This is a genomic window from Pseudomonas sp. WS 5079 (assembly GCF_012985465.1).
In the GTDB taxonomy this organism is placed as follows: Bacteria; Pseudomonadota; Gammaproteobacteria; order Pseudomonadales; family Pseudomonadaceae; genus Aquipseudomonas.
The window spans coordinates 253542-277632 of sequence record NZ_JAAQWN010000009.1 but is presented as its reverse complement, the minus strand read 5'-3'; the positions used below and the strand labels follow the sequence as shown (position 1 = coordinate 277632).

25 protein-coding genes are annotated in these 24091 nt (G+C 62.0%); 15 read left to right on the top strand and 10 right to left on the bottom strand.

The genetic code is table 11. The features are described from left to right. Positions 1 to 173 precede the first annotated feature (173 nt). Both HBO05_RS23630 and HBO05_RS23625 read left to right on the top strand, forming a co-directional pair. Positions 174 to 1493 (top strand): Na+/H+ antiporter NhaC family protein, encoded by a 1320-nt coding sequence (locus HBO05_RS23630; RefSeq protein ID WP_172314259.1) that lies wholly within the window; start codon positions 174 to 176, stop codon positions 1491 to 1493. Between the two features lie 91 nt (positions 1494 to 1584). After that, positions 1585 to 3264 carry a methyl-accepting chemotaxis protein gene (locus HBO05_RS23625; protein ID WP_172314221.1) on the top strand — a complete coding sequence of 560 codons (1680 nt, stop codon included), beginning with the start codon at positions 1585 to 1587 and terminating at the stop codon, positions 3262 to 3264. 338 nt (positions 3265 to 3602) lie between these two features. On the opposite strand, the gene yegQ is transcribed toward HBO05_RS23625, so the two are convergent. Next, complete coding sequence (gene yegQ / locus HBO05_RS23620) at positions 3603 to 4922, bottom strand: tRNA 5-hydroxyuridine modification protein YegQ (RefSeq protein ID WP_170057902.1); 1320 nt, start codon at positions 4920 to 4922, stop codon at positions 3603 to 3605. A 162-nt stretch (positions 4923 to 5084) separates the two neighbouring features. On the opposite strand from yegQ, the gene HBO05_RS23615 reads away from it, so the two are divergent. Continuing rightward, positions 5085 to 6152, top strand: a complete 1068-nt coding sequence (locus HBO05_RS23615) for an AI-2E family transporter (protein WP_169956214.1) — start codon at positions 5085 to 5087, stop codon at positions 6150 to 6152. On the opposite strand, the gene HBO05_RS23610 is transcribed toward HBO05_RS23615, so the two are convergent. The 3 genes from HBO05_RS23610 to HBO05_RS23600 form a co-directional block, all read right to left on the bottom strand. After that, positions 6149 to 6328, bottom strand: a complete 180-nt coding sequence (locus HBO05_RS23610) for a hypothetical protein (protein WP_169956212.1) — start codon at positions 6326 to 6328, stop codon at positions 6149 to 6151. The two genes, HBO05_RS23615 and HBO05_RS23610, sit on opposite strands and share 4 nt — an antisense overlap. A gap of 109 nt (positions 6329 to 6437) precedes the next feature. Continuing rightward, on the bottom strand, positions 6438 to 6632 hold the full coding sequence (locus tag HBO05_RS23605) for a hypothetical protein (protein ID WP_029296627.1): 195 nt from the start codon (positions 6630 to 6632) through the stop codon (positions 6438 to 6440). A gap of 231 nt (positions 6633 to 6863) precedes the next feature. Then, positions 6864 to 7211 (bottom strand): hypothetical protein, encoded by a 348-nt coding sequence (locus tag HBO05_RS23600; RefSeq protein ID WP_169956210.1) that lies wholly within the window; start codon positions 7209 to 7211, stop codon positions 6864 to 6866. A 164-nt stretch (positions 7212 to 7375) separates the two neighbouring features. Here HBO05_RS23600 and HBO05_RS23595 point away from each other — a divergent pair, with 164 nt between their 5' ends. Next, positions 7376 to 8194 carry a shikimate 5-dehydrogenase gene (locus tag HBO05_RS23595; RefSeq protein WP_170057903.1) on the top strand — a complete coding sequence of 273 codons (819 nt, stop codon included), beginning with the start codon at positions 7376 to 7378 and terminating at the stop codon, positions 8192 to 8194. Between the two features lie 129 nt (positions 8195 to 8323). Here the strand turns inward: HBO05_RS23595 and HBO05_RS23590 are convergent, their stop codons facing one another. Further along, positions 8324 to 8974, bottom strand: coding sequence for a DUF480 domain-containing protein (locus tag HBO05_RS23590; protein ID WP_169956206.1), 651 nt, complete (start codon positions 8972 to 8974; stop codon positions 8324 to 8326). A gap of 115 nt (positions 8975 to 9089) precedes the next feature. Here HBO05_RS23590 and HBO05_RS23585 point away from each other — a divergent pair, with 115 nt between their 5' ends. After that, positions 9090 to 9599 carry a DUF1993 domain-containing protein gene (locus HBO05_RS23585; protein ID WP_057439460.1) on the top strand — a complete coding sequence of 170 codons (510 nt, stop codon included), beginning with the start codon at positions 9090 to 9092 and terminating at the stop codon, positions 9597 to 9599. 94 nt (positions 9600 to 9693) lie between these two features. Here the strand turns inward: HBO05_RS23585 and sstT are convergent, their stop codons facing one another. Further along, positions 9694 to 10917 carry a serine/threonine transporter SstT gene (gene sstT, locus HBO05_RS23580; RefSeq protein ID WP_172314219.1) on the bottom strand — a complete coding sequence of 408 codons (1224 nt, stop codon included), beginning with the start codon at positions 10915 to 10917 and terminating at the stop codon, positions 9694 to 9696. A 209-nt stretch (positions 10918 to 11126) separates the two neighbouring features. Here sstT and HBO05_RS23575 point away from each other — a divergent pair, with 209 nt between their 5' ends. After that, complete coding sequence (locus HBO05_RS23575) at positions 11127 to 12281, top strand: MFS transporter (protein ID WP_170043180.1); 1155 nt, start codon at positions 11127 to 11129, stop codon at positions 12279 to 12281. Here the strand turns inward: HBO05_RS23575 and nhaR are convergent. Beyond that, a complete protein-coding gene (nhaR, locus tag HBO05_RS23570; protein WP_169956198.1) occupies positions 12278 to 13183 on the bottom strand; it encodes a transcriptional activator NhaR in 906 nt (301 codons plus the stop codon). The genes HBO05_RS23575 and nhaR overlap by 4 nt on opposite strands. 148 nt (positions 13184 to 13331) lie before the next feature. Between nhaR and HBO05_RS23565 the strand changes: the two genes are divergently transcribed. From HBO05_RS23565 to mnmH, 4 genes are all read left to right on the top strand, one after another. Continuing rightward, positions 13332 to 13583, top strand: coding sequence for a hypothetical protein (locus HBO05_RS23565; protein WP_172314217.1), 252 nt, complete (start codon positions 13332 to 13334; stop codon positions 13581 to 13583). A gap of 29 nt (positions 13584 to 13612) precedes the next feature. Continuing rightward, complete coding sequence (locus HBO05_RS23560; protein ID WP_057726241.1) at positions 13613 to 14362, top strand: TerC family protein; 750 nt, start codon at positions 13613 to 13615, stop codon at positions 14360 to 14362. Between the two features lie 94 nt (positions 14363 to 14456). Next, the gene (gene selD, locus HBO05_RS23555) at positions 14457 to 15491 is read left to right on the top strand and encodes a selenide, water dikinase SelD (RefSeq protein WP_172314215.1); all 1035 of its coding nucleotides are present in this window, start codon (positions 14457 to 14459) and stop codon (positions 15489 to 15491) included. Further along, positions 15491 to 16591 (top strand): tRNA 2-selenouridine(34) synthase MnmH, encoded by a 1101-nt coding sequence (gene mnmH / locus HBO05_RS23550; protein WP_172314213.1) that lies wholly within the window; start codon positions 15491 to 15493, stop codon positions 16589 to 16591. Before selD ends, mnmH begins: the two co-directional genes overlap by 1 nt. Before the next feature lie 118 nt (positions 16592 to 16709). Here mnmH and HBO05_RS23545 read toward each other — a convergent pair whose 3' ends face one another. Together HBO05_RS23545 and HBO05_RS23540 are read right to left on the bottom strand one after the other, a co-directional pair. Next, positions 16710 to 17765: a permease gene (locus tag HBO05_RS23545; RefSeq protein ID WP_172314211.1), complete on the bottom strand. Its 1056-nt coding sequence runs from the start codon at positions 17763 to 17765 to the stop codon at positions 16710 to 16712. Positions 17766 to 17817: 52 nt separating this feature from the next. Next, a complete protein-coding gene (locus tag HBO05_RS23540; protein WP_170057908.1) occupies positions 17818 to 18519 on the bottom strand; it encodes a histidine phosphatase family protein in 702 nt (233 codons plus the stop codon). 255 nt (positions 18520 to 18774) lie between these two features. On the opposite strand from HBO05_RS23540, the gene HBO05_RS23535 reads away from it, so the two are divergent. The 4 genes from HBO05_RS23535 (at position 18775) to HBO05_RS23520 (ending at position 22725) form a co-directional block, all read left to right on the top strand. Next, positions 18775 to 19473 (top strand): glutathione S-transferase N-terminal domain-containing protein, encoded by a 699-nt coding sequence (locus HBO05_RS23535; protein ID WP_172314209.1) that lies wholly within the window; start codon positions 18775 to 18777, stop codon positions 19471 to 19473. Between the two features lie 3 nt (positions 19474 to 19476). Next, positions 19477 to 20319: a PhzF family phenazine biosynthesis protein gene (locus HBO05_RS23530; protein ID WP_172314207.1), complete on the top strand. Its 843-nt coding sequence runs from the start codon at positions 19477 to 19479 to the stop codon at positions 20317 to 20319. Between the two features lie 218 nt (positions 20320 to 20537). Continuing rightward, on the top strand, positions 20538 to 21512 hold the full coding sequence (gene hemB, locus HBO05_RS23525; protein ID WP_057959111.1) for a porphobilinogen synthase: 975 nt from the start codon (positions 20538 to 20540) through the stop codon (positions 21510 to 21512). Between the two features lie 127 nt (positions 21513 to 21639). Further along, on the top strand, positions 21640 to 22725 hold the full coding sequence (locus HBO05_RS23520; RefSeq protein WP_170057911.1) for a DUF1615 domain-containing protein: 1086 nt from the start codon (positions 21640 to 21642) through the stop codon (positions 22723 to 22725). Between the two features lie 2 nt (positions 22726 to 22727). Here the strand turns inward: HBO05_RS23520 and HBO05_RS23515 are convergent, their stop codons facing one another. Further along, positions 22728 to 23507, bottom strand: a complete 780-nt coding sequence (locus tag HBO05_RS23515; RefSeq protein ID WP_169956182.1) for a DUF4349 domain-containing protein — start codon at positions 23505 to 23507, stop codon at positions 22728 to 22730. A gap of 168 nt (positions 23508 to 23675) precedes the next feature. Here HBO05_RS23515 and HBO05_RS23510 point away from each other — a divergent pair, with 168 nt between their 5' ends. Next, the gene (locus HBO05_RS23510; RefSeq protein WP_169956181.1) at positions 23676 to 24086 is read left to right on the top strand and encodes a PaaI family thioesterase; all 411 of its coding nucleotides are present in this window, start codon (positions 23676 to 23678) and stop codon (positions 24084 to 24086) included. Positions 24087 to 24091: the final 5 nt, after the last annotated feature.

The following is a 24091-nucleotide window of genomic DNA, read 5'->3' as shown; positions in this document are numbered from 1 at the left end:
TATTCATACGATCAATTGAATTCTGTTTGCGACGTCGCGCTTTGACATGACGCGCCGGCTGCTGCAAAGTGCGCGCCCTCTAATAAAACTCCCTTTCTGCGTGTGCCGTGGTCGCCATCTGGCCAGGGCGCCGGCGCGTGTTGTTTTTATGTTTCTGTCTTGAGGTAACCATGATTAACGCAGTAATCGCCGCGGTCGGTACCATGCTCGTGCTCAGCCTGTCCCGCGTGCATGTGGTCATCGCGATCATCGTCGGCGCGCTGGTCGGCGGCTTGACCGGCGGCCTGGGGATCGACGCGACGCTCAGCGCGTTCAACAGCGGCCTGGGCGGCGGTGCCACAGTGGCGCTGTCCTACGCGTTGCTCGGTGCTTTCGCCGTGGCGATTGCCAAGTCCGGCCTGGCCCACGCCCTGGCGGACAAGGCCCTGCTGCTGGTGGACCGCCAGGAGGCTACCGGCGGCAGTCACGTCAAATGGCTGCTGATCTGCCTGCTGGGCGCGGTAGCGATTGCCTCGCAGAACATCCTGCCGATCCATATCGCCTTTATCCCGCTGCTGGTGCCACCGCTGCTGTATGTGCTGACCAAGTTGCAGATTGACCGGCGCCTGATCGCCTGCGTCATGACCTTCGGCCTGATCACCCCGTACATGTTCCTGCCGGTGGGCTTCGGCAACATCTTCCTCAACCAGATCCTGCTGGCCAACGTTGCCAAGAGCGGGGTGGATATCAGCCAGGTCAATGTCACCCAGGCCATGGGCATCCCGGCGCTGGGCATGGTGTTCGGCCTGCTGGTGGCGGTGTTTATCAGCTACCGCAAAAAGCGCGTCTATGACCTGGAGAAAATCGAACGGGTCGAGCAAGTGGCGGTGCAATACAACCCGCTGACCCTGCTGGTGGCCGGGCTGGCCATTGCCTCGGCCTTTATTATCCAGTTGTGGCTGGACTCGATGATCATCGGCGCCTTGGCGGGTTTCCTGATCTTCTCGGTATCGGGCATCGTGCGCTGGCGCGACACCGATGACCTGTTCACCGAAGGCATGAAGATGATGGCGATGATTGGCTTCATCATGATCGCGTCTTCCGGATTTGCCGAAGTGCTCAAGGCTACCGGCCAGGTACAGACGCTGGTGCAGGCCTCCGCCGCCTTCATCGGCCACAGCCGTGGCGTGGGGGCGCTGTTGATGCTGCTGGTGGGCCTGCTGGTGACCATGGGCATTGGCTCGTCATTCTCCACCGTGCCGATCCTTGCGGCGATTTTTGTGCCGCTGTGTGTGCAACTGGGGTTCAGCCCGCTGGCCATCGTCTGCATCGTCGGCACCGCCGGGGCCCTGGGCGACGCCGGCTCTCCAGCGTCGGACTCCACCCTGGGGCCGACCTCGGGTCTGAATATCGACGGCCAGCATCACCATATCTGGGACACCGTGGTCCCGACCTTCCTGCACTACAACCTGCCGTTGCTGGTGTTCGGCTGGTTTGCCGCGATGACCCTGTAACACCCCCTGTAGGAGTCGGCTTGCCGGCTCCTACAGTTTTTTCTCTGCGGGCCGTTAACCTCTTAACGTTGCCCTACAAGAGAGAAGATCCATGCGTCTGAGTCTGAAGGCCAAAGTCCTGTCCCTTGCCGTATTGCCGGTGTTGTTGTTCGCGGTGGTCATCAGCCTGACCACGGTGTGGATCCTCAAGGAACAGGCGCGCACCGAGGTGGCCGAAACCCGCCAGCGCCTGCTCAACAACGCCAAGGCCACCCTGCAAAGTTATGTCGAGGTGGCGATGACCACCATCAAGCCGCTGTACGACGCCGCAGCCCCTGGCGACACAGAGGCGCGGGCGCAGGTGGTCAAGTTGCTGTCCAACACCACCTACGGCAAGGACGGCTATTTCTTCGGCTACGACTCCGAAACCATCCGCCTGTTCAAGGGCAACAGCCCCGACGGCGTGGGCAAAAGCTTCAAGGACAACCGCGACCCCAACGGTGTCTACGTCAACCGCGACCTGGTGAAGGTCGGCAAGGACGGCAGCCACTACCTGCAATACAGCTCGACCCAGCCGGGGCAAACCGAACTGGTGCCCAAGCTCGGCTACACCGAATACCTGCCCAAGTGGGACATGGTGATCGGTACGTCAGTCAACCTCGACGGTATCGACGCCCTGGTCAGCGAGGTGGAAGCCAAGGTCAACGAGCGTATGGAAGGGGTGTTGTTGAGCATTATCGGTATTGCGGCGGTGCTGCTGTTGCTGATCGCGGCAGTGGGCATGCTGCTGGCCAATACCATCTTGCGTCCCTTGCACCTGATGAAGGCCAACCTCGACGACATCGCCGCCGGTGAGGGTGACTTGACGCGCCGCCTGGCAATCACCAGCCAGGACGAACTGGGTGAACTGGCGGGCTCGTTCAACCGGTTTGTCGACAAGATCCACGGCCTGGTGCGCCAGATCACCGACATGACTTCGCAACTGACCGGCCTGGTCAGCCAGGTGTCCGAGCAGGCCCATCGTTCGGAGCAGGCCATGGAGCGCCAGCGCCAGGAAACCGACCAGGTGGCAACCGCGATCAATGAAATGTCATCCGCCGCCCATGAAGTGGCGCGCAGTGCCCAGGGCGCGGCGGTGGCGGCGCAGCAGACCGACGCCGAAGGCCAGGCCGCCAAGCGTGTGGTGGATGGCAGCATCGCGCAGATTCATGCGCTGGTGAACGACATCCGCAGCAGTGGCGTGTCCCTGGACAGCCTGCAACAGGACGTGTCGTCGATTGTCAGTGTGCTTGGGGTGATCCGTTCGATTGCCGAGCAAACCAACCTGCTGGCCCTCAACGCCGCCATTGAAGCGGCCCGTGCCGGTGAAGCCGGGCGTGGGTTTGCGGTGGTGGCCGATGAAGTCCGCGCGCTGGCCAGCCGCACTCAACAAAGTACCCAGGAAATCCAGGGCATGATCGACCGCCTGCAAAAAGGCACCGAGGCGGCCGTGGAATCCATGCGCCGCTCCAGCGATGCCGGCGACGGCACCTCGGCCCAGGCCAATGAAGCCGGGGCGTCCCTCGATACCATGGCGCAGCTGATCGGCACCATCAACACGATGAACGCGCAGATCGCCAGCGCCGCTGAAGAGCAAACCGCCGTGGCCGAAGAGATCAACCGCAGCGTGCATCAGATTGCCGTGGCGGTGGACAGCGTGGCGGACGAGACCCAACAGGGCGCGCAGACCTCCCGCAGTCTGGCGGAACTGGGGCAGCGGTTGGGGCAGTTGGTGGGGCAGTTCAGGATCTGACCTGGCGATTGCGGTGCTGGTGCTGGCCTCATCGCAGGCAAGCCAGCTCCTACATTTGAATGTATTCACAGTTCAAAATGTGGGGGTTGGTGGGGCAGTTCAGGATCTGACCTGGTAATTGGGGGGCTGGTGCTGGCCCCATCGCAGGCAAGCCAGCTCCTACATTTGAATGTATTCACAGTTCAAAATGGGGGAGTTGGTGGGGCAGTTCAGGGTGTGACCTGGCGATTGCGGTGCTGGTTCTGGCCTCATCGCAGGCAAGCCAGCTCCCACATTTGATCGGTGAACACGGTCAAAATGTGGGAGCGGGCTTGCCCGCGATGAGGCCCTAACAGCCGCTACACATCCCGCATCAACAACCCAAACCCGATATCCATCTCCAACGGCACCGGCACATACACCGTATGCCCATCCCCCGGCGCCACTTCGATCGCCTCACCCTTGGCGTTATGCATCATCCCCAAATCAAAGTGGAAATTCCCCGCCGGGGTCATCAACTCCAGGTGATTGCCCACGGCAAAGCGGTTCTTCACCTTGACCTCGGCCAGTTCCCCGCGCCGTTCGCCGGTCAATTCCCCGACAAACTGCTGTTGTTCCGAGACGGAGCTGCCGTTCTGGTAGTTCTGGTACTCGTCGTGCACATGGCGGCGCAGGAAGCCTTCGGTGTAGCCGCGCTGGGCCAGGGACTCAAGGTTGGTCATCAAGCCCCGGTCGAACGTGCGCCCGGCCACTGCATCATCAATGGCCTGGCGGTACACCTGGGTGGTGCGCGCCACATAAAAGTGGGATTTGGTGCGGCCTTCGATCTTCAGCGAGTGCACGCCCATCTGCGTCAGGCGCTCGACGTGCTGCACCGCCCGCAGGTCCTTGGCGTTCATGATGTAAGTGCCGTGCTCGTCCTCGAAAGCCGGCATCTGCTCATCCGGGCGATTGGCCTCTTGCAGCAGAAACACCTGGTCGGTGGGCGCGCCAAGGCCCAGGGTCGGCTCGGGTTGATACTGCTGGACGATATCACCCACGGTGTTTTCGACCGCCGGGGTGGCCTGGTATTTCCAGCGGCAGGCGTTGGTGCAGGTGCCCTGGTTGGCATCGCGCTTGTTCATATAGCCCGACAACAGGCAGCGCCCGGAATAGGCCATGCACAGTGCGCCATGCACAAACACTTCCAGCTCCATGGCCGGCACGTGCTGGCGGATCTCGGCGATTTCTTCCAGGGACAATTCCCGCGACAGGATGATCCGGCAGATGCCTTGCTGCTGCCAGAACTCGACGCTGGCCCAGTTCACCGTATTGGCCTGTACCGACAGGTGGATCGGCATCTGCGGGAAGTGCCGGCGCACCAGCATGATCAGGCCCGGGTCGGACATGATCAGCGCGTCCGGGCCCATGGCGATCACCGGTTCCAGGTCCTTGAGAAAGGTTTTGAGCTTGGCGTTGTGCGGCGCAATGTTGACCACCACATAAAAGCGCTTGCCCTGGGCCTGCGCCTCGGCGATGCCCAGGGCCAGGTTGGCGTGGTCGAACTCGTTGTTGCGCACCCGCAAGCTGTAGCGCGGCTGGCCGGCGTAGACCGCGTCGGCACCGTAGGCAAAGGCGTAGCGCATGTTTTTCAGGGTGCCGGCAGGGGCGAGCAATTCGGGGGCAAGGACAGGGAGCATGGGGATTTGGGTCGCAAAAGGGCGGCAGGGTAGCCGAGCCGGGGCGGGCGCTTATTGATCTGGGTCTACGCTGTAGAAATAAAGATGGCACTCGTGCGACGCCCGGCGGACTAAGCAACAGGGCGCGCTGGGCGCCCGGCGTTTTTCTGGTACGGATCGGACATGAACCAAACGAATCTGCAATTCAAAACCCTGCTGTTGCTGCTGGTCATCGTGACCCTCGCATTCTTCTGGATCCTGTTGCCGTTCTATGGCGCGGTGTTCTGGGCGGTCATCCTGGGGATCATCTTTGCGCCCATGCAGCGCCGCCTGCAGCTCAAGTTTGGCTGGAACCGCAACCTGACGTCGTTGTGTACCCTGATGGTGTGCCTGGTGATCGCGATTTTGCCGGTGATCATCACCAGCGCCTTGCTGGTGCAGGAGGGGGCGACGCTGTACAAAAACGTCGAAAGCGGCAAATTGGATGTGGCCGGCTACATCGAACAATTCAAGAACTTCCTGCCGCCGTACTTCCAGCACCTGCTGGACCGCTTCGGCATGGGCAACCTGGAAGGCCTGCGCGAGAAAATCGTCAAGGGCGCGATGCAGGGCAGCCAGTTCTTTGCCAGCCAGGCGTTCAGCTTTGGCCAGGGCACCTTTGATTTCCTGGTGAGCTTTTTCATCATGCTGTACTTGCTGTTCTTCCTGCTGCGCGACGGCCCCGACCTGGTGCGCAAAGTGCGCACGGCGGTGCCGCTGGCCGAGCCGCAGAAGCGTCGCCTGCAACTGAAGTTCAACCGCGTGGTGCGCGCGACCGTAAAGGGCAATGTGCTGGTGGCGGTGACCCAGGGCGCGTTGGGCGGCCTGATCTTCTGGTTCCTGGATATCCCCAGCGCGTTGCTCTGGGCGGTATTGATGGCGTTTCTGTCTTTGCTGCCGGCCGTGGGTGCGGGGATCGTTTGGGGGCCGGTGGCCGCTTATTTCCTGCTCAGCGGTTCAATCTGGCAGGGGGTGGTGCTGGCCTTGTTCGGGGTGTTTGTGATCGGCCTGGTGGACAACGTGCTGCGCCCGATCCTGGTGGGCAAGGACACCAAAATGCCGGATTACCTGATCCTGATCTCGACCCTGGGCGGCCTGTCGATCTTCGGCCTCAATGGCTTTGTCATCGGGCCGTTGATTGCCGCGCTGTTTATCTCCAGTTGGGCGCTATTTGTCGAGACCAAACCGCGGGTGCGGCTGCCATTGCCCTAGGCTGAGAAGCAATGGGCCATCTTGCGTGACAGGGCCTGGGCGTCGGGTAGTGAAGTCAGTGGGCCGCTGATGGCTTCACCGTCGCGTACCAGGTACCAGCAGGCGAGCAAACCCAGTTCCCGCAGGGGGCCGGGGACGGCACTGCCGATGACGGACATGATCTGGATAGTGGGCATATCTACCTCCATTGCTGATGGAGGTCACCTTACGGCGGCCAGGCGGCGAGGGAAAATCACCCTGCTCGATAGTCAACATCACTGCGATCGAGACTGCGCCGGCAGGGGTTCAGTCAACCACCTGGTCCAGCATGTGCAGCACTTCCTGTTCATTGAGCAGGCCCTTGTGGACCAGGTTTTCTGCCAGCAGCGAGAGAAACTTGGCGCTGCGATGGCCCTCCAGGTGCTTGAGTTCGGTCAAGGCGCTGTAGACCTTGCTCGAAGTGCAGAGGCCGGCGGTACGGTGCGGGTTTTGTGTGGGCATGCTGGGTCGTCCTTGTTGTTATGACCTGTTATGGGGGACAGTTTTGATAGTGAGAGTGCCGCGTGACACAAACATGACAGCGCGCCCCCCGGTTGGGCAAGTGCACTTTGGCCTTAATAATGTCGGATTTAACAGTCGGCGTTGTCTCGATAGCGACCTTGGCGAGATTTATTCAGACCTGGCAGCCCATAAAAAAGCCCCGCCTGGAGGGCGAGGCTTTTTCTGCTGGGCTTACCAGCCGCGCCCGTAATAGCCGCGGGGCGGGCCGTAATAACCGCGTGGTGGCCCGTAATACACCGGCGCCGGGCGGTAATACACCGGCTGCTGCACATACACCGGCGCCGGCTGGTAATAGACCGGTGGCGGGGCGGCATACACCGGCTGCGGTTGGTAATACACCGGTTGCTGCTGCACATATACCGGCCGATCATGGCTGGCGATCACTGAGCCCACTACGGCTGCGCCGACAACCGCACCCAATACGGCCGGGCCACCCCAACCGCCACCATGGGCGCAGGCTTGGCCGGCTACAGCGAGTGCCCCGATCAGCAAGGCGATCCTGGGGATTTTACGAATCATGGTCTTTCCTCGGTTGGCCCCTGCGCTTGTGGTCTGCAATCAATAGACTCAAGGATTGTCGCGGGGATACTTTTAAGACAACGTATTTCACGAAAACAGCACTACCACTAGGTAAAGGTTGTGTAAGGTCTGTACCGATTTGCTTACTTGAAGAGGCGTTACCGATGCTGATGAACCCTAACAAGGATACCCAGCTGTGCATGTCGTTGTCGGCCCGGCCAGGCAATTTCGGCCTGCGATTTCATAACCATTTGTATGAGCAGTTGGGGCTGAACTTTTATTACAAGGCCTTCAGCAGCCAAGACCTGAACGGCGCCGTGGCCGGCATCCGGGCCTTGGGTATCCGTGGCTGCGGGGTGTCGATGCCGTTCAAGGAGGCCTGTATCGAGTTGGTGGACGAACTCGACGACTCGGCTCGCGCCATCGCCTCGATCAACACCATCGTCAACACCGCCGGGCACCTCAAGGCCTACAACACCGACTACATCGCCATCGAGCAACTCCTGCAAAAGCACGCGGTGCCCAAGGACTCGACCTTCGCCCTGCACGGCAGCGGCGGCATGGCCAAGGCCGTGGCCAGCGCCTTGCGTGATGGTGGCTATGCCAATGGGCTGATCGTTGCGCGCAATGAAACGGCGGGCCGGGCCCTGGCGCACAACCTGGGGTATGAGTGGCAGGCGACATTGGGCAAGGCGCGCCCGCAGATGCTGGTCAACGTGACGCCGATCGGCATGACCGGCGGCGCCCAGGCGCAGGACCTGGCATTCGAGGCCGACGCGATTGATGCGGCCGACACGGTGTTCGATGTAGTGGCGATCCCCGCCGAAACACCGCTGATCGTGCGGGGAAGGGCCCAGGGCAAGCGGGTAATTACCGGCCTGGAAGTGATTGCGATCCAGGCCCTGGAGCAGTTCGTGCTGTACACCGGCATCCGGCCGACCGACGAACAGTTCCAGAAGGCGGTGAATTTCGCCCGCCAGTAAAAAATCTCAAAAACACTGCGGGCCCATGTAGGAGCGGGCTTGCCCGCGATGGCGGAGTGTCAGTCAACTACGTGTTAACTGATCCACCGCTATCGCGGGCAAGCCCGCTCCCACAGGGGGACGCGGTGTTTATTCGAGACGGGACAGGCGCTCTTCCAGCGCCGCAATCCGCGCCTCCAGCTCTTCGATGCGTTCCAGGGGAACCCCGCTGCCAGCGCTGCTGCGCTCCACCGGGCTGCCACGGGCGGCCAGGATCGCCTCGATATCCGCCGGGTCGCCCAGGGAGTGGGTGTAGCGGTCTTCGCGCTGGCCGGCCTGCTTGGGCACCAGCACCGCCAGATCGCGAGCGATCAGGCGTTCCAGTTGGTGCACCACCTGCTCGGCATCTTCAAAGTCATGCATGCGCCCGCTGCGGGTCAGCAATTCGTTGACCGTCTGCGGGCCGCGCAGGAACAGCAGGCCAGTCAGAATCACCTGCGCCGGCACCAGTTCCAGGGCCTTGTCTACGCGGTGTTCCCAGCGGTCGGCGCGACTGCCCATCACCAGTTTGGTAAAGCCACGGCCTTCCAGGGCGCGCAGGCTCTGGCCGACCTGGCCCTGGCTGAGGTTCATCACCGGTTCGCGGCTGGTTTTCTGGTTGCAGGCCAGGACCAGGGCATTGAGGGTCAGCGGGTAGGTTTCCGGGTTGGTGGCCTGCTTCTCGATCAGGCAGCCCAGAACGCGGATTTCCGTGCTGTTGAGGCGCGGCTCGGAGGAGGTGGTGTCGTGCTCGGCGGTCATCGCGCTTTCCCTATGCAGTGAGCCCACTAGCCTAATCCCGAAAAAATAAAAGACAAGCAGCGCTCATGTCTATAATCGCGGCTGTTCAAACCCTGTCACCACTGTCGAGACTGTCATGACTATTTCCCTGTACGCCGCTTCCCTTCCGGTCTTCAAGCAAATGCTCAACGCCCTGAGCGATGTGCTGAACAAGGCCGAGGCCCACGCCACCGCCAAGAACATCGACCCGAACGCCTTGCTGCAGGCGCGTCTGTTCCCGGACATGTTCCCGCTGGTACGCCAGGTGCAGATCGCCGTGGATTTTGCCAAGGGTGTTTCCGCGCGCCTGGCCGAGATTGAAGTACCGAAATACGAAGACACCGAAGTCACCTTCGCCGACCTGCAAGCGCTGATCGCCAAGGTCCTGGCCTTCATCGACACCATTACCCCGGCGCAGATCGACGGCAAGGAAGGCATCGAGATCGTCACCCGCCCAGGCACACCTAAAGAGAAGCGCTTCAGCGGCCAGTCCTACCTGCTGACCTATGGTCTGCCGCAGTTCTTCTTCCACGTCACCACCGCCTACGCGTTGCTGCGTCATAACGGTGTGGAAGTGGGCAAGCGTGACTACATGGGCGCGTTCTAAGCCCTGAGTAACACTGCAAAAACAAATGTGGGAGCGGGCTTGTGTGGGAGCTGGCTCCCACCCAAACCAGCTCCCACTTGCTTGCCGGGTTGTGTCAGGCCGGGTTCTTGTCTTCGTGGCCCAGGCACGCCGCTGCGGTGAATAGCACGTCGGTAGACGAATTCAGCGCGGTTTCCGCCGAATCCTGCAACACCCCGATAATGAAGCCCACGGCCACCACTTGCATGGCGATTTCACTCGGAATGCCGAACAGGCTGCACGCCAGTGGAATCAGCAACAGCGAACCCCCGGCCACACCCGACGCGCCACAGGCACAGATCGCCGCCACCACGCTGAGCAGCACGGCGGTCGGCAGGTCGACCGCGATGCCCAGGGTATGCACGGCGGCCAGGGTCAGCACGGTGATGGTGATGGCGGCGCCGGCCATGTTGATGGTCGCACCCAACGGGATCGATACCGAGTAGGTGTCTTCGTGCAGGCCCAGGCGCTCACTCAACGCCAGGTTGACCGGGATGTTGGCCGCGGAGCTGCGGGTGAAGAAGGCGGTGATCCCGCTTTCACGCAGGCACAGCAGCACCAGCGGGTAGGGGTTGCGACGCAATTTCCAGAACACGATCGCCGGGTTGACCACCAGGGCCACGAACAGCATGCAGCCGATCAGCACCAGCAACAGGTGCGCATAACCGAGCAGCGCATCAAAGCCAGAAGCGGCCAGGGTCGAGGCCACCAGGCCGAAAATCCCCAGCGGTGCGAAGCGAATCACCACGCGCACGATCAGCGTGACGCCGTTGGACAGGTCGTCCAGCACGGTACGGGTGGTTTCCCCGGCATGACGGATCGCGATGCCCATGCCGATGGCCCACGCCAGGATCCCGATAAAGTTGGCGTTCATCAAAGCGCTGACGGGGTTGTCCACCACGCTGAGCAACAGGCTCTGCATCACTTCGCCGATTCCGCCGGGAGCGCTGATGGCCACGTCATGGGTGCTGAGCACCAGGCTCGACGGGAACAGGGTGCTTGCAATCACCGCGACCACCGCCGCCGAAAAGGTACCCAGCAGGTACAGGAACAGAATCGGCCGGATATTGGTTTCCTGGCCATGCTTGTGGTTGGCAATCGAGGCCATCACCAGCACAAACACCAGGATGGGCGCCACGGCCTTGAGCGCCGAGACAAATACCTTGCCGATGAACGCGGTGGACAGGGCAGCACTGGGCGACAGCAGGGCTAGCAAGATGCCAGCAACCAGGCCGATGACAATTTGGGTCACCAGGCTGACGCGCAGCAGGCGTTGAAGCAGCGAAGGAGCAGCAGTCATAAGAGTGTCTCTAGTTTTTTTAATGTGTGCAGCGCTATGCAGGGCGCGAAGTCTAACATGCTGTAGGAAACATCCCGTTTGCTGCGGCATTCAGTCGCCAAGGCCGTGTGTGCCCCGGTCACATTCTGTTAAGATTCGCCATCCTCTTCTTATCTCTCTGTCAGCGGGCCCTTGGGTCAGCGCTGGCGTCGCCGTTTCTGGAGTTGTGCATGTTGTTGCCCATCCTGCTGCTGTCCGCAGCCGGTTTTACGGTGTTGACCACCGAATTTGTCATCGTGGGCCTGTTGCCCTCCATCGCCCGTGATTTGGATGTGAGCGTGTCCCAGGCTGGTCTGCTGGTGACCCTGTTTGCCTTCACCGTAGCCGCGTTTGGGCCGTTCCTCACCGCGTATTTCGCACGCTTTGAGCGCAAGCGCCTGTTTATCAGCATTCTGTTGATGTTCGGCGCGGCCAACACCCTGGCGGCGCTGGCGCCGAATATCTGGGTAATGGCCGTGGCCCGCCTGATTCCGGCCCTCGGATTGCCGGTGTTCTGGGCCCTGGCCAGCGAGACGGCGGTGGACATCGTCGGGCCGGACTACGCTGGCCGGGCGATTGCCAAGATCGGCTTCGGCATCGTCTGCGCCACGGTCTTCGGCATCCCGGTGGGTACGCTGATCTCCGATATGTTCGGCTGGCGCAGCGCCTTCGGCATTCTCGCCGGGGTGGCGGTGCTCAAGGCATTGCTGCTGTTGATTTACCTGCCGGCGACCACAGTGAAGAAGGACGCGGTGACCCTGCGTTCGCAGTTCAAGATCCTGCGCAACCCGTTGATGCAGGGCCACGTACTGCTGTCGATCCTGGTATTTAGCGGCATGTTCACTGCCTATACCTACCTGGCCGACATTCTCGAGCGCCTGGCCGGCTTCGATGGCACGCTGGTGGGCTGGTGCCTGATGGGCTTTGGCGCCGTGGGGCTGATCGGCAATTCCCTGGGCGGACGCATGGTCGACAAGCATCCGCTGATCGCCTCCATGGTGTTCTGCGGCTTTATGATTGCCGGCATGGTGGCGCTGGTACCGGCGATCCACTCCACCCTCGGCCTGGCTGCGGCCATGGGTATCTGGGGCGTGACCCAGGCGGCGCTGTTTTTGGTCAGCCATGTGCGCTTGATGAAGGCGGCGCCCCATGCGCCGGCATTTGCCGCGTCCTTGAACATTGCCGGGGCCAACCTGGGCATTGGCCTGGGCGCGATGGTCGGCGGGCGGGTGATCGACACCTTGGGCCTGGGCAGCCTGGGGTTCGCCGCGTCGGGTTTTATCCTGCTGTCGATTCTCCTGGCCCTGTGGCTGATGACCGCCAAGACCCGGGTCGCCTGCGCCTAGGCGGGCAACGCGGTAAACAGTTCGCGGCGAGCACCTTCGGTAATCGCCACGATGCCGGGGTGCTTGACCTTGCGTTCCACCGAGATGGCATAGAACGACTCGGTGACCGCGTCCGTCTGGCCAATCAATGCCACGCCGTATTGGCGCAGCACTTCCTCGGCAATCACGCTGGGGGCAATGAAAATCCCGCTGCCGGACTGGCCGAAGGCCTGCATCAAGGCGCTGTCGTCGAACTCACCGATGATTTTCGGGCGGATCTGCTGCTCGGCGAACCAGCGCTGCAAACGGCTGCGCACTACGGTTTCGGCACCGGGAATCAATAGCGGTGCACCGTGCAGGCACTGTGGGAAATCACCACCGTGCAGGTCCGCCAACGCCTGGGTGGCGAAGAAACTGATGCCGCATTCCCCAAGCTTCTGGCTGTAGCCCTTGATGTCCAGGTGCGTCGGCATCGGGCTGTCGGAGATCACCAGGTCCAGACGCTGGATCGCCAGGTCGGCCAGCAGGCGTTCGAGTTTGTCTTCACGGCAGGTAATGCGCAGTGGCTCGCTCAACTCCATGGTCGGCGCGATCAGGCGATAGACGATGGACTTGGGCACCACGTCCGCCACGCCAACGCGAAACACAATCTGCTGTTCATTGGGCTGGGCGCGCAACATCGCTTCCAGCTCATTGCCCGTCTGGAACATCTGCTCGGCATAGGGCAGGGCCTGGCGCCCAGCCTCGGTCAGCTCCAGTTGGCGGCCGACTCGTTGAAACAGTGCGATACCAAATGTCTGCTCCAACAGGCTGATTTGCCCGCTGATGGTCTGCGGCGTGAGGTTCAGTTGCTCGCAGGCACGCACGATGCTGCCGGTCTTGGCGACTACCCAGAAGTAGTGCAGTTGTCGGTAATTGAGCATCAGGCGCCTCGGTTGCAGAGTATTACTTCGTGTAAATCGAAGTATAAGCGAAAAAAATACGAATTTTCCTGAAGTGTTCGCTTCCTTAGAATGCCTCGCTATCGCGGGCCCAATGCTTGGGTCCAACGGTTCTAACGAGGAATACATCATGAAACTCAATTCCCTGGGCGCGGCGTCGTTGCTTGCGCTTTCATTAGTGGTGCTCGGTGGTTGCGACCAGGTCGAGAAGAGCACCCAGCAGGTGCTGGGCAAAGCCAGCGAAGCGGCCAAGCAGGCCATTGATGACACCCATAAGGCCGCCGAACAGGCGTTGAGCGAAGCGACCCAGGGTTTGATTGCCCCCAAGGAAGACGAGCAAGAGCAGGATTCCAAGCCTGAGCCAGATTCCAAAGAAGCTTAATTTCCCGTACACCCAGTCAGGACTGACCTATGGATTACCTTTTACAGCTGGCCGCCAGCCCCACCGCCTGGGTGGCCCTGGCGACGCTGATCGTCATGGAAATCGTGCTGGGGATCGACAACCTGATCTTCATCTCGATCCTCACCAACAAGCTGCCGGAGCAACACCGGGCCAAGGCACGGCGCATCGGCATCAGCATGGCGCTGATACTGCGCCTGGGCCTGTTGAGCACCATCGCGTTTATCGTGCAACTGACGGCGCCGGTGTTTGAAGTGTTCGGCCAGGCGTTTTCGTGGAAGGACATGATCCTGATCGCCGGTGGCCTGTTCCTGGTGTGGAAGGCGACGACCGAGATCCACCACAGCATGGACCCGGAGCCCGAAGAGAAAGCCAGCGTCGGCAATACCGTGGCGATCGGCTTTGCCGCGGCCATCGGGCAGATCCTGTTGCTCGACCTGGTGTTCTCCATCGACAGCATCATCACCGCCGTTGGCATGACCGAGCATTTGCCGATCATGATCATTGCCGTGGTGACCTCGGTGATCGTGATGCTGGTGGCGGCTGAACCCCTGGCCAAGTTCATCAACGACAACCCGACCGTGGTCATGCTGGCCCTGGGCTTCTTGATCATGATCGGCATGACCTTGATCGCCGAAGGCTTCGGTGCCCATGTGCCTAAAGGCTACGTGTATGCGGCCATGGCTTTCTCGGCTGCCATCGAGTGCCTGAACATCGCGCGGCGCAATCGCCACAAGCGTTTGCTCGCTGCCCGCCAGTAACCGCTGGAACCCAAAGGCCGGCTGCGCTCACATGAGCCCAGCCGGCTTTTTGCTGTCTGTTAGAATCCCCGCACTTGATAGCTTGAGGTCCACCATGAACGAGCCGATTCGCCTGACCCAGTACAGCCACGGTGCCGGATGTGGCTGCAAGATTTCGCCGCAGGTGCTGGAAGTGATCCTCGCCGGCAGCGGTGCGCAGAACCTCGACCCCAAGCTCTGGGTGGGCAATGCCTCGCGGGACGACGCGGCGGTGTACGCCATCGACGACGAGCGCGGGGTGGTGTCCACCACTGACTTTTTCATGCCGATCGTCGACGACCCCTTCGATTTCGGGCGCATAGCCGCTACCAACGCCATCAGCGATATCTACGCCATGGGCGGCGATCCGTTGATGGCTATCGCGATTCTCGGCTGGCCAGTCAACGTGCTGGCCCCGGAAATCGCCCGCGAAGTGATTCGCGGTGGCCGCGCGGTGTGCGACGCAGCGGGCATCCCCCTGGCCGGTGGCCATTCCATCGACGCCCCGGAGCCGATCTTCGGCCTGGCCGTCACCGGGCTGGTGCACAAACGCCATATGAAGCGCAACGACACCGCCACCGCTGGCTGCCGTTTGTACCTGACCAAACCCCTGGGCATCGGCATCCTTACCACCGCCGAGAAGAAGGGCAAGCTGCGGCAGGCGGATATCGGCCTGGCGCGGGACTGGATGTGCACCCTCAACAAGCCCGGCAGCCGCTTCGGCAAGCTGGCCGGGGTCAGCGCCATGACCGACGTGACCGGTTTCGGCCTGCTCGGGCACCTGGTGGAAATGGCTGACGGCAGTGGTTTGACTGCCCTTATCGAATACGAAAAAGTCCCACGCCTGCCGGGGGTGGAGTACTACCTGGACCAGGGCTGTGTGCCCGGTGGCACCCTGCGCAATTTCGACAGCTACGCCAGCCAGTTGGGCCGTATCAATGAACTGCACAAACGTGTGCTGTGCGACCCGCAAACCAGTGGCGGGCTGCTGGTGGCGGTCACGCCCGAGGGCGAAGCCGAGTTTCTGGCGGCAGCTGCCGAACTAGGCTTGAACCTGGCGCCGATTGGCCAGTTGGTTGAGCGACAGAGCCACGCGGTAGAGGTGTCTTGATGCCCATCGACATTACCGATTACCGCGATATCTTTCTCAACGACCGGCCGATGATGGACACCCGCGCACCGGTCGAATTCGTCAAGGGCGCGTTCCCCGGCGTGGTCAACCTGCCGTTGATGAACGACGACGAACGCCAGCGGGTGGGCACTTGTTATAAGCAGCAGGGGCAGCAGGCGGCGATTGTGCTGGGGCACCAACTGGTCAGCGGCGCAGTTTTGCAGGAGCGATTGGCGCGCTGGACCGCGTTTGCCCAGGCCAACCCTGACGGTTACCTGTATTGCTTCCGCGGCGGCTTGCGCTCGCACTTGGTGCAGAAGGTGCTCAAGGACGAAGCGGGGATCGACTATCCCCGGGTCGGCGGTGGCTACAAGGCCATGCGTACCTTCTTGCTGGAGACTGTGGAGCAGGCGGTCGAGCAGTGTGACTTTGTCCTGCTGGGTGGCCTGACGGGCAGTGGCAAGACCGAGGTGCTCCATCAGTTGCGCAATGGCCTGGACCTGGAGGGTCATGCCAATCACCGGGGCTCCAGCTTTGGCAAGCGCGCCACGGGCCAGCCATCGAATATCGACTTTGAAAACCGCCTGGCGGTGGACGTGTTGAAAAAACGTGCGCAAGGGATCGAGCAGTTCGTGCTTGAAGATGAAAGCCGCATGATTGGTAGCTGCGCCTTGCCGCTGAACCTGCACCGGGGCATGCAGGCGTACCCGATGGTATGGCTGGAAGAAAGCCTGGAAAACCGCGTCGAGCGGGTCTTGCGCGACTATGTCATCGACCTGTGCGCGCAGTTCGAGGCCGAGTTTGGCGAAGCGGGCTTCAGCCTGTTCGCCGAGCGTCTGGTGCAGAGCCTGGCCAATATCCACAAGCGCCTGGGCGGCGAACGCTACCAGCGCTTGCGCGGGCTGATGCAGGACGCCCTGGCCGAGCAGGCCCGCTCGGGGAACGTGGATTTACACCGCGGCTGGATTGTCGGGCTGCGTGAATACTACGACCCGATGTACGCGTTCCAGCGTGAGAAGAAGGGCGCGCGGATCGAGTTTGCCGGGGAGCGGGGGGCGGTGCTGGAGTATCTGCGCGAGCGTGGTGCCCGGCGCGGGTGATTGGCTGGTTTTCGGGCCTCATTTGCAGGCAAGCCAGCTCCCACATTTTGAATGTATTCACAGTTCCAAATGTGGGAGCTGGCTTGCCTGCAATGAGGCCCTGACAGTCAACCCCTCCCTACAGGACGACCACCGCCACCAACCCACACACCACGCCCATCAGCATGGTCAACCCGGCCACCGTCACCAGCACCCGCGTGTCGAAATCCTTGCGCAGCATCAACAGCGACGGCAGGCTCACGCTCGGCAGGGTCATCAGCAGTGCCACTGCGGGCCCGGTGCCGAGCCCCAGGGCCATCATGGTCTGTACGATCGGGATTTCGGCGGCAGTCGGAATCACAAACAGGGTGCCGACAATCGCCAGCGGCACCAGCCACAGCAGGCTGTCGGCCATCGCCCCGTCCACATGGGGAAACAACCACACCCGCGCCGCGCCCAACAGCAACACCGCGAGGATGTAGATCGGGATGGTGCTCCAGAACAACTGCCACAAGGTGCGCAGCCAGCGGCTGAGGAAGGGCTGGGTCTCGGCGCCGCTGACGTCGGCCACGGCCTCCAGCGCCACCTGTGGCACCTGCTCGGGGCGGGCGATACGTTGGGCGATCAGGGCGACGCCGATCACCAGGACGATCCCGGCCACCAGCCGCAGCGCGGCAAAATCCCAGCCCAGCACAAAGCCCATGAACACCAGGGTCGCGGGGTTGAGCACCGGGTTGGCCATCCAGAACGCCAGGGCGGCGCCCACCGATACTTGCTGGCGACGCATGCCGGCGGCCACCGGCGCGGCGCAGCAACTGCACATCATGCCCGGCAGGGCGAACAGCCCGCCACGCACCGTGGAGCCCAGCCCGGCGCGGCCGAACAGGCGCAACAGCCAGTCCCGTGGAATCAATACTTGCAGCAACGAGCCGAGAATTACCGCCAGCACGGCGGCTTTCCAGATCGCCAGGAAATACACCTGGGCATAGGCCAGGGCCGCCGCCAATGGCGAGCCTTGCTGGTCATTGAGGATCGAGTTGCCGATGCTGTGGCTGTTCGCCGCGACGAACGCCTTGAAGTAGTAGGGTGACCACTTCACGTAATACAGGCCGACGCAGGCCACCAACAGGAACAGCGCCGGCTTCCACCAGAAGGACCAGCCGCGTACAGGGCTGGCAGAGGTGAGGTTAGACATGGTCAAGATCCGCAGATAAGTCGATAGCGACGCATCATACGCGGTCCCGGTGTCAGGTGTCGGCGGCTACGTGCGTCGCATCCGGGCAGGTCTGCAAGCCGTTATCCAGCCCTTGCTTGTAGTTGCGGCTGAGCAGGCTGGCCTTGCCGTTCTGCCAGGTCAGGGTCAACACGTACAAGGTGTCGAAATCGCCGCCGGACCAGTCTTCGGTGATGGTGTACTTCTCGCCGACCGCTTCGCTCGCGACCTTGTTGATCAATTCCGGCAGGTAGCCGTGGGACCAGGCGGTATAGATGGTGGAGTTGTGGTACTTGTCCTCCATCAACTCGTCAGCCAGATCGCTGGTGTCGTTGGCCGAAAACTCGATGTTCACCGGCAGCCCGAGTTTGATCGCGCTGGGGCTGATGGTCATCAATGGGCGAATGTAGCTGTAGGAATTGTCGAACTCGCCTTCCTCGACATTGCGCGTCGGGTTGGCCGCGAATACAAAATCGGCGGCGCCGAATTTTTCTGGCAATACGGTGGCCAGGTTCATCGCGCGGTTGAGGCCCTGGCAATTGAGTTGGCCCAGGCCGCCCACGGGCTTCTCGCCATGGCGCAGGAACACCAGGGTCTGCACGCCGTTCTTCGGCTCGGCGCTGCTTTCGCGGGCTTCAAAGGCCAGCATCAAGGCGCCACCGACAAACAGTGTCGGCACCAGGAAATAAGCACATTTTCTAAAACGTTTGCCAATGCACAAAGGCTTGATAGTCATTAGGGTTCGAGTCTTCAGTGCGTCGGATCAAGGCTGGAAGGCCCAGCCACAGCGACGCTCCAAGCATCGTGCGGTTTTCCGTGACAGATATGGCGGTATGCCTCCATTCAACCGTTCAAGCGCTTCTAAGAGTGCGTCAGGGCGTTTTGGTTCGCTTGGTACAGGAGATTAGCCGGCGGATGTTGCGAATTGAAGACCGATGCAAGCGTGCCGCCGGATGGCTATCATGGGTTTTTCTCACCTTGGGGTATATCGATGATTTCAGCTGCAGCGTTTCCGATTATTACCAAATGGCCAGCCCAGCACCCCGAGCGCCTGCAGCTGTACTCGTTGCCGACGCCCAATGGGGTCAAGGTCTCGATCATGCTCGAAGAGGTGGGCCTGGCGTATGAGGCGCACAAAGTCAGCTTCGACACCCAGGACCAGCTCTCGCCAGAGTTTCTGTCCCTGAACCCCAACAACAAGATCCCGGCGATCATCGACCCCAGCGGCCCGGGCGGTGAACCGCTGGCGTTGTTCGAGTCGGGGGCGATCCTGGTCTACCTGGCGGAGAAAACCGCGCAACTGCTGCCCCAGGCACCCGCCGCGCGCTACGAAACCCTGCAATGGCTGATGTTCCAGATGGCCGGGATCGGGCCGATGTTCGGCCAGGTTGGCTTCTTCAATAAATTTGCCGGCAAGGCCTACGAAGACAAGCGCCCTCGTGATCGCTATGCGGCTGAAGCCCGGCGCCTGCTGGACGTCCTGGAAAAACGCCTGCTGGGCCGCAGTTGGATCATGGGCGATGAGTACACCATCGCCGATATCGCGACCTTTCCCTGGATCCGCAACCTGATTGGCTTCTATGAGTCGGGCGATCTGGTGGGCATCAGTGACTTCCCCAATGTGCTGCGCGCGCTGGATGGCTTTGTCGCCCGGCCGGCGGTGATCCGTGGCCTGAATATTCCGAGCTGACCCATGCCGACTTTCGATTTCAAGCAACTGGACGTATTCAGCAGCGTGGCCCTCAAGGGCAACCCGCTGGCAGTGGTGCTGGGCGCCGATAGCCTCAGTGACCAGCAGATGGCCGACTTCGCCAAGTGGACCAACCTCAGCGAAACCACGTTCCTGCTGCAACCGCGCGACCCGCGTGCGGATTACCGGGTGCGTATTTTTACCACCGTGCAGGAGCTGCCGTTCGCCGGTCACCCAACCCTGGGCAGTTGCCAGGCGTGGCTGCAAGCCGGTGGTGTGCCCCGGGGCAGCGAAATCATCCAGGAGTGCGAGATTGGCCTGGTGCGCATCCGTCGCCAGGGCGAGGAGCTGGCGTTTATCGCGCCGCCGTTGCTGCGCTCAGGGCCGTTGGATGCCGAGCTGCTGGAGCGTGTACGCCTGGCGCTTAACCTTGAGCCTGAGGCGATTGTGCGCAGCCAATGGGTCGATAACGGCGCCGGCTGGCTGGCGTTGATGTTGCCGGATCGCCAGGCAGTGCTGGACTTGCAGCCGGACTATTCAAAACTGCTCGGGCTGGCGGTGGGCGTGGTTGCCCCGTGCGATCCGACACGCGATGACGTCGATGCGCAGTTCGAAGTGCGTGCGTTTATTGCCGGTGACGGTGCACCCGAGGACCCGGCCACCGGCAGCCTGAATGCGGGCGTCGCGCAATGGCTGCTGAGTGCGGGCCTGGCCCCCAGCCAGTATGTGGTCAGCCAGGGCACGGCCATTGGCCGCGCCGGGCGTATCCGGGTGCAGCAGCAGGGCGATGAGATCTGGATCGGCGGCGCCGTCTCGCTGTGTATCGAAGGGCGCCTGACCCTGTAACGCCGAAAAGCACCTGTGGGGAACGGGCCAGCCCGGTCGCTGCAGGTCACTCGTTGCTGCTGCTTGTTCCGCCTGGGCGCATTGTTACGTGAACGGCAAAACACCGTTATGGCCGCCGTATTTGTGCTCTCGGTCAATCCAGGCATAAGCTTTCGCCTTTAAGCTAGCGGCCTTGCCACTTGCCCTGGCGTTTTTTGTAGGAAATTGTAGGAAAACCCATGTCCAGTCAGTTCCCCGAAGCCCGTTCCCGCCGTCTGCGCCGTTCCCCCGAGCTGCGCAGCCTGTTCCAGGAAACCGAATTCACCCTCAATGACCTGGTATTGCCGATCTTCGTCGAAGAAGAAATCGACGACTTCGTGCCGATTACCAGCATGCCCGGTGTGATGCGCATCCCCGAATCGAAACTGGCCAGTGAAATCGAGCGTTTTGCCCGCGCCGGGATCAAGTCGGTCATGACATTCGGCGTGTCCCATCACCTGGACGCCAGCGGTAGCGATACCTGGAACGAGCGTGGGTTGGTGTCGCGCATGTCGGCGATCTGCAAGGACGCAGTGCCGGAAATGATCGTGATGTCTGACACCTGCTTCTGCGAATACACCGACCACGGTCATTGCGGCGTGATGCACGGCAATGAAGTGGACAACGACCGCACCCTGGCCAACCTGGGCAAGCAAGCGGTGGCGGCAGCCCGTGCCGGTGCCGATGTGATCGCGCCGTCGGCCGCGATGGACGGCCAGGTCCAGGCCATTCGCCGGGCCCTGGACGCGGCCGGGTTCAGCCATATCCCGATCATGGCGTACTCCACCAAATTCGCTTCGGCCCTGTATGGCCCGTTCCGCGAGGCGGGTGGCAGTGCACTGAAGGGCGACCGCAAAAGCTACCAGATGAACCCGATGAACCGCCGCGAAGCCGTGCGCGAATCCTTGCTCGATGAGCAGGAAGGGGCCGACTCGCTGATGGTCAAGCCGGCCGGTGCGTACCTGGACATCATCCGTGACATCCGCGAAGCCTCGCGCTTGCCAGTGGCGGCGTACCAGGTCAGCGGCGAATACGCGATGATCAAGTTCGGTGCCCAGGCCGGTGCCATCGACGAAGCCCGTGTGGTGCGCGAAACCCTGGGTTCGATCAAGCGTGCCGGTGCGGACCTGATTTTTACCTACTTTGCGATGGACCTGGCGCTCGCCGGTATCTGATCCCGGCGCATGCCGTACTGTGGGGGCCGGCTTGAGGATGCCATCGCGGGCAAGCCCGCTCCTACAGGGATGGGTGTGGGTTTGTGAGATAGTGGGTGCTTTCAGCGACTCACAGGAAACCCCCCGCATGTTTTCATCCCGGCTGACTCTGTGCCTGGCCGCCTTACTGGTGCTGGCCGGTTGTTCGACCCAACGCAGCCAGCAGCTCCCCGAGCGCAGCGAGGCCGAGGTCAAGGCGCAGATCGTGCGACTGATGCCGGCCAAGGTGCCGGATCGCGCCGGTTGGGCTCAGGATATCTACACGGCACTCGACAGCCAGAAAATCTACCCCAGCACCGAGAATATCTGTGCGGTGCTGGCGGTCACCGAGCAAGAGTCCACCTATCAGGTTGACCCGCCGGTGCCGAACATGGGCAAGATCGCCCAGGATGAAATCCTCAAGCGCGCGGCCAGGGTGCATGTGCCGGCGGTGCTGGTGCGCACCGCGCTGCAACTGCGCTCGCCCACGGGCAAGTCCTACGCCGAACGCCTGAACGCCGCGCGAACCGAGAAGGACCTGAGTGGGATCTTTGACGACTTTATCGGCACCGTGCCGTTGGGCCGTACCTTGTTTGGCAGTTTCAACCCAGTGCATACCGCAGGCCCGATGCAGGTGAGCATTGCCTTCGCCGAGCAGCAGGCGCGCAATTATCCCTACACCGTAGACGGGAGCATTCGCCGCGAAGTGTTCACCCGGCGTGGCGGCATGTACTTCGGCATTGCCCATTTGCTGGGTTATCCGGTGAGCTACGAGCAGCCGCTGTACCGCTTTGCCGACTTCAACGCCGGTTGGTACGCCAGCCGCAATGCCGCGTTCCAGGCCGCAGTCAGCCGCGCTTCCGGTACCCGCCTGGCGCTGGATGGCGATTTGATCCGCTATGGCTCGATCATGCCCGGCACCACGGAGTTGGCGGTGCGCTCACTGGGCAAGAAGCTGGACATGCGCAACCCGAGCATTCGCAGCCAGTTGGAGCAGGGCGATCGCCTGGACTTTGAACAGACCACCCTGTACCAGCGGGTATTTGCCCTGGCCGAAAAAGCCGAAGGCAAGCCGCTGCCACGGGCGATCCTGCCGGGGATTGTGCTCAAGAGCCCGAAGATCACCCGCAACCTCACCACGGCCTGGTTCGCCAAGCGCGTGGATGAGCGTTACCAGCGCTGCATGAAGCGTTGAGGTCAGGGGCGGCGCTTGACTAGCTTGCGCCACAGCCAGACCCACAGCCACAACACCGGGAACGCGAGGATCACGAACGGTAGCACGTAGCTGGAGCGTTCCAGGGCATCGGCGGTGCCGTCGACCAGGTTGTCGCCCAGGTTGCCGAACATCCGCGCAAAACGTGATTGCTGATGCTCGCCGTCGGATGGACTGAAGTTCAGGGTCACGCGGTTGGTGTCCAGGCGCCGCTGCTGGCCGGCGGCGATCTGCGCCAACTCCTGTAGCTCGTTTTCGATGGCGGCCTGTTCCTTGGTGAGGGTGATCAGGTCGCCCACGGTGATGTCCTTGCGTGCGGCCAGTTCATCCAGGCGCTTTTGCTGGGCCTGCAAACGTTGCTGGCGGCGGCGCACATCGGCCACTGCGTCGGCCAGGTCTTCGGCGCTGGTGATGCGCTGGCCCAGTTGCCCGCCCTCGGCCGCCATCTTCACCAAGGGTTCGACCCCGCTGGGGGCGATGCGCAACACGATCATGCCGCCGTCGCTGTTTTCTTCGATACGCAGGATATTGCAGGCGCCGAACTGTGCCGACTCGCAGGCTTGGCGGGTGGCCTGCATGCGCGGCGCGAGCAGCGCCAGCGGCATCGCCAGACTCAACTCGTGTTCATAGGCCAACAGCGCGCCGGCCCGGCCCTGTTCACCATTGATCGGCGTGCCTTCGGAATATTCCTTGGGCGAACAGCCGCCGAGCAGCAGGGCGGCCAATAACATCAACGCAGTAGATCTGCCTTCCAGGTGGCGCATTACGGTTCCTTCAACTGTGCGGGATAGATGCGCGGCGATTAAAGCCGGTTTGCCCGGCGAACGCAAAGCAGGCGCAGGCTTATCGGCCCAGATTTCCCCGGTTGATCATGCTGGCCGCATCGAGCGATGCAGGTTAAACCTCATGCCCGGTCACAAGGAAGATCCACCATGACGAACGTCCCTGAAGGTTTTGCTCCCTTAACCCGCAGCAGCCCGCTCCTGGATCTACTGGGCCCGGTGTATTGCCGTGGTGAGGGCCTACGGCTGCAATTGGGCCTGCGCGCCGACAACCGCCATGCCAATGGGCGCGGTACGGTGCACGGTGGTGTATTGGCAACCCTGGCGGATGTCGGCATGGGCTACGCCATGGCGTTTTCCAGCGACCCACCGGTGCCGTTGATTACCGCCAGCATGACCCTTGATTATCTGGGGGCGGTGCAGGTCGGCGAGTGGATCGAGGTGCAGCTGGAGCATCACAAGCGCGGGCGGCAGATGGCGTTTGCCACGGTCAGCTTGCAGGTGGGGGAGAAGGTGGTGGTGCGGGCCAATGCGGTGTTCGCCGTGCCGCAATCCAATTGACGATA

Excerpts from the sequence above, each read along its gene's own strand:
- HBO05_RS23625 (WP_172314221.1), top strand. The coding sequence starts at position 1,585 with ATGCGTCTGAGTCTGAAGGCCAAAGTCCTGTCCCTTGCCGTATTGCCG.
- yegQ (WP_170057902.1), bottom strand. The coding sequence starts at position 4,922 with ATGCTCCCTGTCCTTGCCCCCGAATTGCTCGCCCCTGCCGGCACCCTG.
- HBO05_RS23615 (WP_169956214.1), top strand. The coding sequence starts at position 5,085 with ATGAACCAAACGAATCTGCAATTCAAAACCCTGCTGTTGCTGCTGGTC.
- HBO05_RS23610 (WP_169956212.1), bottom strand. The coding sequence starts at position 6,328 with ATGCCCACTATCCAGATCATGTCCGTCATCGGCAGTGCCGTCCCCGGC.
- HBO05_RS23605 (WP_029296627.1), bottom strand. The coding sequence starts at position 6,632 with ATGCCCACACAAAACCCGCACCGTACCGCCGGCCTCTGCACTTCGAGC.
- HBO05_RS23600 (WP_169956210.1), bottom strand. The coding sequence starts at position 7,211 with ATGATTCGTAAAATCCCCAGGATCGCCTTGCTGATCGGGGCACTCGCT.
- HBO05_RS23595 (WP_170057903.1), top strand. The coding sequence starts at position 7,376 with ATGCTGATGAACCCTAACAAGGATACCCAGCTGTGCATGTCGTTGTCG.
- HBO05_RS23590 (WP_169956206.1), bottom strand. The coding sequence starts at position 8,974 with ATGACCGCCGAGCACGACACCACCTCCTCCGAGCCGCGCCTCAACAGC.
- HBO05_RS23585 (WP_057439460.1), top strand. The coding sequence starts at position 9,090 with ATGACTATTTCCCTGTACGCCGCTTCCCTTCCGGTCTTCAAGCAAATG.
- sstT (WP_172314219.1), bottom strand. The coding sequence starts at position 10,917 with ATGACTGCTGCTCCTTCGCTGCTTCAACGCCTGCTGCGCGTCAGCCTG.
- HBO05_RS23575 (WP_170043180.1), top strand. The coding sequence starts at position 11,127 with ATGTTGTTGCCCATCCTGCTGCTGTCCGCAGCCGGTTTTACGGTGTTG.
- nhaR (WP_169956198.1), bottom strand. The coding sequence starts at position 13,183 with ATGCTCAATTACCGACAACTGCACTACTTCTGGGTAGTCGCCAAGACC.
- HBO05_RS23565 (WP_172314217.1), top strand. The coding sequence starts at position 13,332 with ATGAAACTCAATTCCCTGGGCGCGGCGTCGTTGCTTGCGCTTTCATTA.
- HBO05_RS23560 (WP_057726241.1), top strand. The coding sequence starts at position 13,613 with ATGGATTACCTTTTACAGCTGGCCGCCAGCCCCACCGCCTGGGTGGCC.
- selD (WP_172314215.1), top strand. The coding sequence starts at position 14,457 with ATGAACGAGCCGATTCGCCTGACCCAGTACAGCCACGGTGCCGGATGT.
- mnmH (WP_172314213.1), top strand. The coding sequence starts at position 15,491 with ATGCCCATCGACATTACCGATTACCGCGATATCTTTCTCAACGACCGG.
- HBO05_RS23545 (WP_172314211.1), bottom strand. The coding sequence starts at position 17,765 with ATGTCTAACCTCACCTCTGCCAGCCCTGTACGCGGCTGGTCCTTCTGG.
- HBO05_RS23540 (WP_170057908.1), bottom strand. The coding sequence starts at position 18,519 with ATGACTATCAAGCCTTTGTGCATTGGCAAACGTTTTAGAAAATGTGCT.
- HBO05_RS23535 (WP_172314209.1), top strand. The coding sequence starts at position 18,775 with ATGATTTCAGCTGCAGCGTTTCCGATTATTACCAAATGGCCAGCCCAG.
- HBO05_RS23530 (WP_172314207.1), top strand. The coding sequence starts at position 19,477 with ATGCCGACTTTCGATTTCAAGCAACTGGACGTATTCAGCAGCGTGGCC.
- hemB (WP_057959111.1), top strand. The coding sequence starts at position 20,538 with ATGTCCAGTCAGTTCCCCGAAGCCCGTTCCCGCCGTCTGCGCCGTTCC.
- HBO05_RS23520 (WP_170057911.1), top strand. The coding sequence starts at position 21,640 with ATGTTTTCATCCCGGCTGACTCTGTGCCTGGCCGCCTTACTGGTGCTG.
- HBO05_RS23515 (WP_169956182.1), bottom strand. The coding sequence starts at position 23,507 with ATGCGCCACCTGGAAGGCAGATCTACTGCGTTGATGTTATTGGCCGCC.
- HBO05_RS23510 (WP_169956181.1), top strand. The coding sequence starts at position 23,676 with ATGACGAACGTCCCTGAAGGTTTTGCTCCCTTAACCCGCAGCAGCCCG.